Genomic DNA, 13,068 nt, shown 5'->3' with positions numbered 1-13,068 from the left:
TCATTCCTTTATTTCCTTGAATAGCTCATATGCTCTTTCTCTCGCCTCTTCAAGAACGGAAGCCCCTTTTTCCGTGGTTCGATAATACTTTCTGACCTTCCCATCTACCTGCTGCTCTTTTTTTAACAGCAGACCGGTTTTTTCTAAATTGTGAAGGATAGGATATAATGTCCCAGCGCTAAGTTCATAGCCGTGGTTTTTCAGTTCTTCCAGCATCCACATTCCATAAATCCCTTCCTCTTTGGCATGATGCAAAATATGAATATTGATAAACCCCAAAAACAGCTTTCTGAGCACCTTGTCTTCCAGATGTCATTCTCCTTTCAGTAATATCGGGAGCCAATATCGAATATCGATAATGCAAGTATACTATAAACAGCCACCTTGATTCTTGAGAAAATCGCATTCGTCAGATACACTTTTATTAAAGCGTTACAAAAAGGACGGCGATTCCGATCGATATACTAAAAATTTTCTTTTTCGCTGGCATATTCTTTTTTCTTTTCTTTCTTGTCATGATCAAAACGATTCTTGATACTCAGCGGAAAAGAAAGAAATAAGAGGCCAAATTCAGCCTCTTCTCCAGTTTCTCTTTAATTTAAACGAATTGTATCAAAACTCCATTTTGTCATAGCCTCATACCTTTCATTTTCATCGACAATGATTGAAGGAAAGTGCTCGTGATGAATGGCATCTGGATGCTTTTGTGTTTCAAGGCAAACGCCTAAGTACTTTTGAACTTGCACACCATCCTGTAGTGTGACACTATCTGTCAGTTTATTGCTCGTATATAGAATAACGCAAGGCTGATCTGTATTGACTTTCAGCACCCGGCCGCTTTCTTCATCTGTCAATATGATCTCTGGTCCATCTAAATTTTTGTCCAGAACAAAAGGGTGATCATATCCATTGCCTGCAAGAATGGTTTGGGGATGGTTCGACTCTTTGCCTGTTTTCAGCTTCTGTTCCTTCCTGAAATCAAATGGAGTTTCATCTACTTCAACAAGTTTTCCTGTTGGGATGCTTTCCTCATCTAATTCTAGAAAAGTACTGCTGTTCATAAATAGTTTATGATCTAAAATGGTGCGGTCCAAACTGCCGCTTAAATTGAAATACGTATGGTTGGTCATATTCATTAAAGTAGGCTCATCTGTTTCTCCTCGATAACGAATAATCAATTCATTTTGATTGGTCAGCGTGTAAGTAACGGATACATCAGCCTGACCAGGGTAGCCTTCCTCCCCTGCTCTGCTGCTGTATGTAAAACGAATAGAAGCCTCATCTTCCCCTTTATTCGTTTCAGCTGACCAAATTTTCAAGCTGAATCCTTCATCCCCGCCATGCAGATGGTTATTTCCGTCATTCTTATCCAGTTGATATTCCTTACCATCAAGAGTGAATTCGCCCCTTTTAATACGTCCCGCAACCCTGCCTACTGCAGCCCCAAAATAGGGCGAATGATTTAGATACCCATCTAGATGCTCAAACCCAAGTACAATATTTTCAGCTTTTCCATTCTGATTAGGAACAAGAAGCTTTGTAATGACACAACCATATTCAATGCAAGTCATTTCTATCCCATGATCGTTTTTAAGTGTATACGCACTGATATTTCTGTCATTCAACATCCCGAATAATCTTTTTTCAATTTCCACTTTATTCCCACCCCTAGTTTATTTGATCTTTCTACTACTTTACCCGTACATGATTATAGCAAATCATTACAGAAAAATGAGGAGCCATCCTCAATGTACCATTAGACTGATTTTAATCGAATGAAATGGGTAATGATTAAGGTTAGGTATTGTATGGAACGGAGGGATAGAAATGGAAAGCCATCAGGTAGATGTTTTGATTGCTGGAGGAGGCCCGGCTGGTCTTAGTGCTGCCCTTGTGCTTGGCCGCGCAAGAAGAAAAGTCATGGTAATTGACGATGAAAAGCCCAGAAACGCCGTCGTCAAGCATTCACATGGTTTTTTAACAAGGGATGGAATTGAGCCAATGAAGCTAAGGTCATTAGCGAAGGAAGAGATATCCAAGTATAAGCAAGTAGAAATGGCTAAAGATTATGTAGAAAAGATCGAAAAGAAGGGAGATCTTTTTCTCTCTCATACAAAAGACGGAAAAATGATCTACAGCAGGAGAGTCATCATAGCTACTGGGATGAAGGATCATTTGCCTCAAATTCCCGGCCTTCAAGAGACATATGGTAAATCGGTCTTTACATGTCCTTATTGCGATGGCTGGGAGCATCAGGAAATGCCGCTTGCAGTTTTTGGACACGGGAAACATCTCATTCAATTTACAGCCATCATCTGGAACTTAAGCAAGGATCTTATTGTTTTTACAAACGGAGAAGGTGAACTTTCAGACAAACAGAGGATAGACCTCGAAACACGAGGAATCAAGCTTTTTGAAAGTCCTGTTTCAATGCTTGTATCCAAAGACGGGATGCTTGAAAAAGTAGTTTTGAAAACCGGTGAAGAAATACCGCGGAAATTTGGCTTTGTTCAAGATTCCGGACAGCGCCAAGCTAGCAATATCCCTGATGATTTAGGCATTCACTTGACACATAAAGGAGGGTACGAAACGATTGCCCATGGACTAACTCACATGGAAGGCCTTTTTGTTATTGGAGATGCCAAAAACGCTTTTACATCTCTCATAGGCGCTGCAGGAGAAGGCTATGAAGCCGGCGTTGCTATTGACCATGATATGATTAAAGAAGATTGGGAAAGGGCTTTGCATACTTAGCTAAAATGATAAACGCTTAGGAGCAGTTCCTAAGCGTCATTTGCTGCTGAAGAAATTTAGAACGATTTTAACCTTTGTTTTTCGATTTCTTCTATACTGACTCTTCGGCCAATCTCTGCAGACAAAGCTGCAGCTTCATTTATCAATGTTAAATTTCTAAAATCCTCATTGCTCATAGATGGCATTTCTTCCCCGTTTATTGACCTTACCCATTGTTCCATCGGCATCGGCAATCTGGCAGGCAAGTTGTCAGGAATGAACCATTCTTCTGCTGATAAATGAAGACTTTTTAGCCGTATTTGGTCATCTTCTATCAGAAGTGTGCCTTCTGTTCCGTTAATCTCAAGCATAAAAGGACTGCCGTATGAAACAAAACCTGTTTCGATCAAGCCCACAGCTCCGGATTGATACTCTACCAGGACTGAAGCATTATCTTCCACTTCGTGTCCATATGTATATTGAAAGTGAGCCATCACTGATTTAGCCTCACCCCCAAGCCTGTTCGTTAAATAAATTGGATGAGCGCCAAGATCGATAAGAGCTCCCCCTCCGCATTGTTCTTTTTTATAAAAATGTGCGGGAAGCCAGCCATTAGGATTGGCATCACTTGGCACTGCCCCATTATGTGCAACCCTGCAGCGGATCCTTGTAATTTTCCCGAGCAATCCTTGATCTGCAGTGTTTTGAGCATATAAGTAATAAGGGAACGTTAATCTTGGCAAAGAGACCATAAGATTCACGCCATTCTCTTCAACAGCTTTCAAAATTTCATCACACTCTTCTACCGTAAGCGCTAACACTTTTTCTGTAAAAATATGTTTTTTACTTTTGGCAGCTGCTAAAATGATGTCTTTATGCATTATTGTTGGAGTGTTCACAATAACTGCCTCAATTTCAGAATTGGAAAACACCTCGGCCAGCTCTTTTACAAAAGGCACACCCAGTTCTTGTGCCCATTTCTTGCCTCTCTCTTCGTCTTCGTCCCATACAAGCTTGATCTGAAGCAATTCATTTTCTTCTGCCATTAGGGCATATTCTACTGCATGAACGTGCCATTTACTGAATAAAGCTGTTTGAATCATTCTTTTTCATCTCCTTTGTATATCTGTTTCGCTTTAATCAGGGTTTAATGAAAACCAGCTAATGTTTTTAGACTATTCTATTAAATAGTATGCTTTAAGAGAAAGCCTGACAAGTGAAGACCTTTCGGGTTTTACAATATGCACTTAAAATCCGTTAATGGTCATTCCTCCGTCTACAAAAACGGTTTGACCGGATATATAGCTGGATGCGTCAGATGCCAAAAATACAGCAGGTCCTACTAGTTCAGGAAGCTGTCCAATTCTTTTCAAAGGAGTTACAGAAAGAATATCATTTACATACTCCTTATTTTGCAGGAGTGCTTCAGTTAATGGCGTTTCAAAATACCATGGTCCGATTGCATTGACGTTAATATTGTATTTTCCCCATTCAAATGCCAAAACCTTTGTCATTTGAATTAAGGCTGCTTTAGTGGCACCATAAGCAATTCCGGTTCTTAAAGCCATAAGCCCTGCAACTGAAGAGATATTGATAATGCGGCCGCCAGAGCCTTGCTCCTTCATTGACGCACCGACCTCTTGAGATACCATAAAAGCAGATTTCAAATTGGTATTCATGATTTGGTCCCATTCTTCATCGGATACATCCAGAGCCGGGGTCCTAATATTCATACCGGCATTGTTCACTAGGATATCAATATTTCCTGCATCACCTTTGGCGCGCTTAACAGCATTTGCAACATCTTCTCTGATTGTTACATCGGTTTGGTAAATCCATGCTTTGCGGCCAAATTCTTCTATTTTCCCTTTCACTTCTTCCAGGTCATTCAACGTACGGGATAAAAGAATTACATCAGCTCCAGCTTCGGCAAACCCGATGGCAATGGCACGGCCAATTCCTCTGCCGCCTCCTGTGATAAGGGCTTTTTTCCCTTCAAGCTTGAAAGATGGCAAAAACATTTTATCATCCCTTTCTATGTATCTTTCCCATTCATTCTAGCATTTCGAATATCGATGCCGAATTTTTTTGCCTAAGGCTAAGAGGACTTTTTCATTCTATGGATTTCTTTATCCAGCACCTTAATAAGCATATTACGTTTCTTTTTCTCAAAAATCATGCCTTCCACTGTCACTCTGTCTTCGATGTATTTTCTAACCCTGCTATTGCTAATGAATTGATCGTAATAAACAGGATTTTCATATAGTTTAAGAAACCAGCCATCGCCAAAAAGGTGCTTCTCGACTAGTTCATCGTTCACTTTTTTTCTCTTTCTTATTCCAAATATAATTTCTACAATAGGTTCCGCTACATCAAGCAGTGTTCCAAATACATTAAACATTTTGTTCCTCCGCTTAAGCCATTTTTATCGTTTATGAGGGCAATTGAACTCTTAATTATAAAATTTCTCGCTTTATGCGCTAGTTTAAAAGATTTATGCACAGCTTTTTGGCCTTTATGCACAGCTTCTTGGCATTTATGCACAGCTTTTTGGTTTTTATGCACAGGTTATAAGCGGTTCCAAAGGTTTATGCGCGGCCTCAAGCAGTTATGCACGGAATACTAGGTTTATGCGCTAATACAAAAAAGCGCTGACTATTTTCAGCGCTTTTCCTGGAAAATTATTGATAAACCGACATCGGAACAATGCTTACTGGCATTCCTGCCGCATATGGAGCAACTTCATATTCTCCAAAAATGATTTTAATTCCTTTTCGGTCAAAAGTCCAAGTGGAATTGTTTGTGATTCTGACAGTTTTTAGTGCTGAAAGCTCAATGCCATTTTGCTTTTTGTCATGCTGATTTTTTAAATCCGTCACAACATATTGCTGAACAGTTTTAAATTTATTATGAATTACGTCAGATAATTGAAACTGACTTCCATTTAGGGTATTAAAGTTCAATGCATTGGCAGCTGTCATACCATGAGCTCCGCCCATATACTGATAGCTGTAATTAACGACACTCAGCAAATGGTTTTGATTGAAATGGATCTCAAACGTTCCTTCGTATTCGTAAGGGCGCCATTCATAAGGCTTCCCGTCTTTTTCCCATTGCTTTTTATCCTGTTCTTCTGTTTGTTTAAACTTAAGATAAAATGCATAATCTTTTTCAGCTTCTTTATAAAGGAATGCATTGATTTTTTTCTCTGCTTCAGGGTTTGCAGCACCTGTTACCTGTGCGTACGTAATAGGAGCATCTTTAAACTGATGTTTAACAACCTTTACTCCATTCAATGCCTCATAACGGGACTTAGAAGGGGTTTCATATTTGACAGCTGAACTGCTTTTAACAAATTTGCCTCCGCCAAGACCGTAAAAGCCATCCCGGTTTGTGTAAACTCGTGACACCTGACCTTTTTTCATTTTATAGACTTGAGACCATGAACTTCCTGATTTCGTATAAATCGCTGCATCTGCTAACGCGGTCACTTTTCCAATTTGTCCTTTTTTCAGTTCACCACTTCCCCATGTGGAAGAAGCCAGCACCGTTTGATGCGGAGCTGCCCCAAAAACCACACCTGCTGCCAATAAAACTGCCATTGTTTTTTTCATTGTTCCATCCCCTAATATTGATTTTGAAAATAGAAAATAGGGTTTTTTTAGCCTATTTATATGATTTGACGAAAGAGGCATCAAAATAGTTGCAAATTTTTACATATTTTGATTATTTTTCTTTCATTTCCATAAAATCATCGATGGCCTGAATAGCTTTTTTCGGCCCGCCTGATTCTTTAAAAGTAGCGGAAATTTCTTTTGCATTTTTTTTAAATTCCGGATCAGATAATACTTTTTCAACTGCTTCGCTTAATTTTTCAGCAGATAAGTCATCAGGCATAATCTTCATTCCTGCTTTCATTTCTTCTACTCTTGCTGCCACCATCGGCTGATCTGCCATATGCGGTATCACGACAAGCGGGACTTCAAAATATAGCCCTTCATTCGTACTGTTCATTCCTCCATGTGTAATAAAGACATCTGCACAGCTCAAAATTTCAAGCTGAGGAACATAATGATGTACAATAAAATGATCCGGCATATCCCCTAGATCTTCAATGTTGGTTGATCTTCCTGCAGCAATGACAACAATCCCTTGAAAATTCCTGAAAGCTTCCATACACAATTGGAAGAATTCAATACTTCCCTGAACAACCGTTCCCATTGAGATGTACAAAACTTTTTTGTTTTCAAGCTTCTCTAAAGGAAAATTATGTGGCGTTTTGCGGGGATTAACGGAAGGGCCTATAAAAACAAATGATTCGTCAAATGCTTTTCCATTCGGCTGAAAATACTTACTGGTATACACAATGTTTAAATCTGATACGTTTGCCATAAACTGAAACGGATCTTCTGCTACTACTCCAAATTCTTTTTCAATAGCACCCATTATACGGCCGTTTTCTTCAAGTATCTCCGGGATTGGTTCCACTAACATTGGCCCGCTGCCAGCCTGCACCATTTTTTTAAAAGCTTCTGCTGTCTTTGCAAAAGAGCTGTGAGATGCAATAAACGGAATGTTAAGGTAATCTCTGACAAGCAGTCCCGCCCCGAAAGTATCTGCAAAAAGATAATCAAATGTAATTTCTCCTGCTAGATCCCGCACAACACTTAAAATGTCATAAGCCATTCTCATATGAAGCTGAAGAAATTGGTGAACGTTCCGGTTTTTCTCCATAGGATTCATTTCTTTTAAAAGATTTTTATGAGGGACGACTTTAGCCCCCACACTTTCTGCTTTCTGCCGGTAATCTTCCGGTGTAATGTAATACACCACATCACCGCGGCTGGTCATCTCATTCACGACCGGAAGCGTTGGGTTAATATGGCCTTCAGCAGGAAAATTCACTATCAAAATGCTGGACATTTTTTTGCCTCCCTTAATCTTTTTACCTAACTTAAACATAGCTATTTAAGAAATTTTTAAAAAGAGCCGATAGGAGGAGGCTGGGTGAAAACAGCTAATGTTCATCAAATGTTCATCATTATGGCTTTAATAGAATTATTAAAATATTTTAGAGACTTTTAGAATAGATTTTTAGTAGTCTATTTTACCTAAAACATGTGAGAAATCCCTGATAAATATGAGAAAGTCTCATTCAAATGAACCGGAACCTTTGAATCATTTTTCATGTAAGCCCTCTTTCCCATTCTATACCATTGCAACATACCCCCAAAAATCGACATAATAAGGAGAACGATTATATGAGACTCGAACTCTATAAAGAATGGGTGAAGTATATGTTTTCTAATAGTGAAATCGGAATTGACCTTGGGACTGCCAATACGCTTGTATATAGCAAAAATAAGGGAATTGTTTTAAATGAACCATCTGTTGTAGCCATTGATACTGAAACGAAAACCGTCCTTGCAGTTGGGGCAGAAGCAAAAAACATGATTGGTAAAACTCCAGGAAAAATCGTTGCGATCCGTCCATTAAAAGATGGAGTTATCGCTGACTATGATATTACAACTGAAATGCTGAAACAGATTATGAAAAAAGCGGGTAAAAGTCTTGGATTTTCCATTCGCAAACCAAGTGTTGTTGTTTGTACGCCTAGCGGCTCAACATCGGTTGAACGAAGAGCAATCCACGATGCAGTAAAAAATTGCGGAGCCAAGATTGTTCATCTTATTGAAGAACCTGTAGCAGCTGCCATCGGAGCAGACCTGCCAGTAGAAGAGCCTGTAGCAAACGTAGTTGTTGATATCGGCGGCGGTACTACAGAGGTTGCCATCATTTCGTTTGGAGGCGTTGTTTCTTGCCATAGCATCCGTATCGGCGGAGATCAGCTGGACGAGGATATTGTTACATACGTTCGAAAAAAGTATAATCTCTTAATTGGCGAACGTACTGCTGAACAAATTAAGATTGAAATTGGCTATGCTCTATGCGATCATGATGAGCTTTCCATGGAGGTTCGAGGACGTGACCTCGTCACAGGTTTGCCAAAGACCATTGAACTTCATTCCACTGAAATTCAGCAGGCGATGAAAGAATCTTTGCTTCATATCCTTGAAGCCATTCGTGCTACACTTGAAGACTGCCCTCCAGAACTAAGCGGTGATATTGTTGACCGCGGAGTTATTTTAACAGGCGGCGGTGCGCTATTGAATGGCATACAAGATTGGCTCAGCGAGGAAATTGTCGTTCCTGTTCATTTGGCTCCTAGCCCTCTTGAATCCGTAGCGATCGGAACTGGGCGATCTCTATCCGTTATTCACAAGCTGCAAAAAGCAGCAAGATAATTTTTGTAAAGGAAAAAGCGGTCTGCACTGGCCGCTTTTTTTAAATACTATTCGACAAAACTGATCATTTTTAGACGGTCTTTTATTATTAGATTATGAAATTGCAAAAATGGTTTTTCCAGCATGCTTTTCTATATAATTGTGCAGCGGAATTTCGTCTTGTTTATAAGGTAATGTTTCAGGAAGACCTCATTGTGGATTTAACAGGTCTGTATCGTGTAGAGCAGGATGAAGTTGTGATCCTTCTTAAGTTATTTCAAGTGCTTTCTTTAATGGGTACTGAGCTGATTTTAACTGGCGTTTCATCTGAACTGATCCTATCCACTTCCTCTGAACTTGTCAGCGGATTTTCAAATATAAGGAACTTTATGGCTGTGATTGCAAACAAAAGAAGAAGCGGGACAACAAGAAAGAGGCTGAAAAACCAGGGGTTTATCAGCCTCTTTTAAACAATGATTTTCAAACTTCCTTTATTCGCTGCCGTATTCAGGCGAGTCAGTTGCATCGAGTATAGTATATTCACCTTGGCTCGATACTCGGGTTTTCACACCTTCAATCTCTGCCTGAACATGGCCTTTTAGAAGAAAACTTGTTCCAGGGAGAACTTCTTTTGATTTAAGCCTGATTAGAATTGTTCCTCCATCTGCTGACAAAGACTTTAATTTGCCAAAGGGATTCGGCTTATTTTTAAACACAGAAGCTTTAGCAGCAAGAATCTGTCCATCCACGGCATCAGGATTATAAAAAATATAGTCCGTGATCATGCCGTGTGTAATTTTATAGGTGCTGTCATCTACTTTCACAGCTTGAAGCGGGTCAATGCCTGCATAAAAAACATTCTCAAATAATCCCTTTTCGCCATTTTGACGCTGCAGAAGTACCGAAGAACGTTTTTCAGGCTCACTTGAAGGTCCAGGGCCTTTCGCAACAATGGCCTCTTCAATTCCGTTTTGAATAGCTGCCATTTGCAGCTTTTTCCCATTCAGTTCCCATTCTGCATGGAAACCATTTTGAGTATATGCGCTTTTCGGTTCAGAAAAATATTGATAGCCGTTCTTTTCCCCGATAGCAGAATGGCGATCTGTCAAATCAAGATTCGCTTGAAAGTCCCCAAGTCCATGGAAAATCCAGTCATATTGATGAATTGTCCCGGTATCTTCTGTTTTAAATACGTCAAGCAATAGCTGATCCCACATTAAAATGGCCCTGCTGTATTTGACACCTGGATAGGCTTCATCCGCACTCGCCTTCATTACTTGAAGGTTCGTGCCTCCTATAAATTGTTCCAGGTTTCCTGATACTTCTTTTTGAGAAGCTCCATCAACCGTTACCGTGTTATGACTGGCTGTTTGCTTATACCAGCCGGTATAAAGAACATGCCCGTAGCTTGGGGTTCCAAAATCTGGAGCAAACGCTTCATTGTCTGCAAATAAATCAAGATGAAGCTTATCGGGATGACCATGAGATCCTCCATATGGCCCGTAATCCATTAGGGCAAAAAGGCTTTCGTTTCTTAGTTCGCTCTGTCCAGCTCCTTCAAAGTTCCTGCTCATCCATTCATACGATCCATTGGTATTGATACTGTCATCGCCTTTTAACAAAGCATACTCTCCCGCTCTTGGTGTTTGTTTATATTTTTCAGTCAGCAGCCAGGCAAATTTCGGATCATGATAAGCAAGATAGGCCCCTTCATAATCAAAATTCCCTTTTTGAGTTACCGGATCAAGGAGCGAGCTCCCGTACGTTCCGCCATCATTGTTAAAAGGGAGACCGAAATTCGGGTAAGCATAATCCAAAGGCAGATCATACATTTTCTTTAAGGAAGGATCTGAATAAAGATCAATCCCCCACGTATGAGCTGCGTCTGCAAGATTTTGAAGTGCTCTTAAGGCATACATATGGTAGGCAATGGACCCTTCCCACCAGAACCCATCAGAGAGAACGCTCTCCTTCATCAAATAATGAAAGCCATGTACACCGTCAATAGCAAAATCAATGAGATTTTGATCAGAAAGAGTAAAGCCTATAACGCCGATTGCTGTATCATGCCATGCCTGCCAATTGGAGCGTCCCATATCATATTCACTGATCGTTTGAGCTGAAGGTCTAAGCAGATTCATTTCTATATTGACTTTATCTGCATTTGACAAAACAGGGCTATCATAAAGCTGATCATATGTGTAAGCAAGATCAATCATGCTGACAGCTTCATCAAGTGTTTGCCAATAAAGTCTGCCGCCTCTTGCCTGCTTTGAAAAATTAGGATAGCGATCAGCATAGCCTTTTAGAATAGCAGCAGCTTTTTCGGCATATTTCTTTTCACCGCTAATGGCATATGCGACTGCAAGAGACCTTGCTGCTTTAATGATTTCATTATGCCTGTAGTACCGCCAACCGGCGTCATAGGAATCACCCTCATAATATTTTTTTTCTGATGGGCAATAGTGGCGATGCGGGCTGTTCGGGTCATACTGAAGCTTGGAACTGTCTTCACATAAAAACCACATTCCGTGCCCGCCTGGCTGGTTCAGAACGGAAGTATCCGCGTTAAGCCATTTATCCGCTTCCTCCCGAAGACCATTCCAATTATCTTCTGCCCACTTATAAGAACTGATCCTCACTTTTGCCCGCTCCAGCTCTTGTTTGGAAATAAGTGATTTAGGCCTCTCATATTCAGAAGGAACAAAGGCAGCTGTTTTGCTCGAAAGCTTCACTTGAAAGCTGGCCCCAAGCTTAAGCCTGGAAAGAAAGGATATCGTCATGTTTTCTTCATCCCCTGCAATTGCGTTTTCAGGTACGCGATAGGTTAAAACCAGGTTTTTTTCTTCTCCCGGCTTTAAATCCCCCTCCGGAAAATCTGCGGTCAGCCTGTCTTTTAACTCATCAGGAATGTTCACAGAATAATGATCGGTTTCATTTGCCTTATTTGTAATGGTTAAGTCATAAGCGACTTCTGAACCTGCAGCTGCAAGCTTATGAATTTCCTGAGGAAAAATTTGAAACGATTCCTTCACAAGCCGCAAATCATCCAGATAGACCACTGTTGCTGGATCTGGTTTTTGATCACTGTACCATTGTGAGTGAAAGGTTAGTTTTTTTATATTTTGAAAGCCAAGCGGTTTTCTCGAGGGAGTAAATTGATCCTTCCCTAGTGTAACATGCTTCCAGCCGGTCCAATCGGCTTTTATGGCGGCAAGATAATAATCAAGCCCTTCTGTCTCTGGATTATCCGAATCCAGAATAACGTATAGTGGCGTGCCTGTTACTTTTTCTGAATACATCCAAAGGTCCATTTTGTCATAATTGGACCAATCATGCGGAATAGCTGTCGAAACCACTGTTTTTTTGGAATCGATTCCTTGCCATTTCCCGCTGAACAGGCCTTCTTTCACATGAGTTGAATCTTCTGTAATAGAAGTCCATTTTCTCGCATCCTCAAAGCCATCAATAGGAAGTTCATCTGATGCTTGACTGTATCCTGCTGTTATTTGATCAAAAACAAGCTTTGTATTTGGGTTTGGTGTTTCTCCGTACCAGGAGGTGTGAAAACGCAGCTGATCGATTTTGGCAAAACCTTTAGGAGAATATCCTTCCTTGAAGGAGAAAAATGGGATGCTGACTTTTTTCCATCCTTGCCAGGTTACATTGAAGGAGCTGATGTAATAATCAAGCTGAGGCGTTTGCTCGTTATCAGAATACAGGACAACATAAGTACGGCTGTTTGTCGGAGATTCTGAGTAAATCCACATATCAAGTGTTTCATAACCGCTCCAATCGTGTGGAATGTCTGTTAAGTCAACAGCTTTCGTGCAATTAGTTCCCGAAGAACAAATATTCCACCTTGCAGCCTGTATTCCCTGATGGACAACTGAATTCTCTTGTACAAGACCTTTGCCAAAGGTCATATTTTCAAAATCCTGAATAAGCAAAGTGTCTTCTTCCCCATCTTTTGCTAATGTTATTGGGGTGAAAAAGATGACCCAAAAAGCAAAAAACATCATCACAAGGCAAACCAATTTTGCCATTTGTA

Annotated in this window: 11 protein-coding genes; 3 read left to right on the top strand and 8 right to left on the bottom strand. The window is 40.3% G+C overall.

Going from position 1 to position 13,068, the window contains the following annotated elements; all coding sequences use genetic code 11:
- Positions 1–309, bottom strand: a complete 309-nt coding sequence (locus tag ACOT8F_RS00565; protein ID WP_421650011.1) for a PadR family transcriptional regulator — start codon at positions 307–309, stop codon at positions 1–3.
- A 284-nt stretch (positions 310–593) separates the two neighbouring features.
- Positions 594–1,655: an aldose epimerase family protein gene (locus ACOT8F_RS00560; protein ID WP_421649609.1), complete on the bottom strand. Its 1,062-nt coding sequence runs from the start codon at positions 1,653–1,655 to the stop codon at positions 594–596.
- Positions 1,656–1,827: 172 nt separating this feature from the next.
- Here ACOT8F_RS00560 and ACOT8F_RS00555 point away from each other — a divergent pair, with 172 nt between their 5' ends.
- On the top strand, positions 1,828–2,754 hold the full coding sequence (locus tag ACOT8F_RS00555) for an NAD(P)/FAD-dependent oxidoreductase (protein WP_421649608.1): 927 nt from the start codon (positions 1,828–1,830) through the stop codon (positions 2,752–2,754).
- A gap of 56 nt (positions 2,755–2,810) precedes the next feature.
- Here ACOT8F_RS00555 and ACOT8F_RS00550 read toward each other — a convergent pair whose 3' ends face one another.
- The 5 genes from ACOT8F_RS00550 to ACOT8F_RS00530 all read right to left on the bottom strand — a co-directional run bounded on the left by ACOT8F_RS00550 (position 2,811) and on the right by ACOT8F_RS00530 (position 7,656).
- Positions 2,811–3,836 carry a Gfo/Idh/MocA family protein gene (locus tag ACOT8F_RS00550; protein ID WP_421649607.1) on the bottom strand — a complete coding sequence of 342 codons (1,026 nt, stop codon included), beginning with the start codon at positions 3,834–3,836 and terminating at the stop codon, positions 2,811–2,813.
- A gap of 144 nt (positions 3,837–3,980) precedes the next feature.
- Positions 3,981–4,754 (bottom strand): SDR family NAD(P)-dependent oxidoreductase, encoded by a 774-nt coding sequence (locus ACOT8F_RS00545; protein WP_421649606.1) that lies wholly within the window; start codon positions 4,752–4,754, stop codon positions 3,981–3,983.
- A 77-nt stretch (positions 4,755–4,831) separates the two neighbouring features.
- Positions 4,832–5,134 carry a hypothetical protein gene (locus tag ACOT8F_RS00540; protein ID WP_421649605.1) on the bottom strand — a complete coding sequence of 101 codons (303 nt, stop codon included), beginning with the start codon at positions 5,132–5,134 and terminating at the stop codon, positions 4,832–4,834.
- Positions 5,135–5,414: 280 nt separating this feature from the next.
- Entirely contained in the window at positions 5,415–6,347 is a 933-nt protein-coding gene (locus tag ACOT8F_RS00535; protein ID WP_421649604.1) for a DUF3298 and DUF4163 domain-containing protein, read from the bottom strand.
- A gap of 112 nt (positions 6,348–6,459) precedes the next feature.
- On the bottom strand, positions 6,460–7,656 hold the full coding sequence (locus ACOT8F_RS00530; protein WP_421649603.1) for a macrolide family glycosyltransferase: 1,197 nt from the start codon (positions 7,654–7,656) through the stop codon (positions 6,460–6,462).
- 374 nt (positions 7,657–8,030) lie between these two features.
- Between ACOT8F_RS00530 and mreBH the strand changes: the two genes are divergently transcribed.
- On the top strand, positions 8,031–9,038 hold the full coding sequence (gene mreBH / locus ACOT8F_RS00525) for a rod-share determining protein MreBH (protein ID WP_421650010.1): 1,008 nt from the start codon (positions 8,031–8,033) through the stop codon (positions 9,036–9,038).
- A gap of 194 nt (positions 9,039–9,232) precedes the next feature.
- Positions 9,233–9,487, top strand: a complete 255-nt coding sequence (locus tag ACOT8F_RS00520) for an STAS domain-containing protein (RefSeq protein WP_421649602.1) — start codon at positions 9,233–9,235, stop codon at positions 9,485–9,487.
- Positions 9,488–9,508: 21 nt separating this feature from the next.
- Here ACOT8F_RS00520 and ACOT8F_RS00515 read toward each other — a convergent pair whose 3' ends face one another.
- A complete protein-coding gene (locus tag ACOT8F_RS00515) occupies positions 9,509–13,063 on the bottom strand; it encodes a heparinase II/III domain-containing protein (RefSeq protein ID WP_421649601.1) in 3,555 nt (1,184 codons plus the stop codon).
- Positions 13,064–13,068 lie beyond the last annotated feature (5 nt).

It is taken from the genome of Chryseobacillus diguaensis, from assembly GCF_049220665.1.
Taxonomy (GTDB): domain Bacteria; phylum Bacillota; class Bacilli; order Bacillales; family Bacillaceae; genus Metabacillus_B.
The sequence above is the reverse complement of the archived record's forward strand: the minus strand, read 5'-3'. Positions and strand labels throughout refer to the sequence as shown.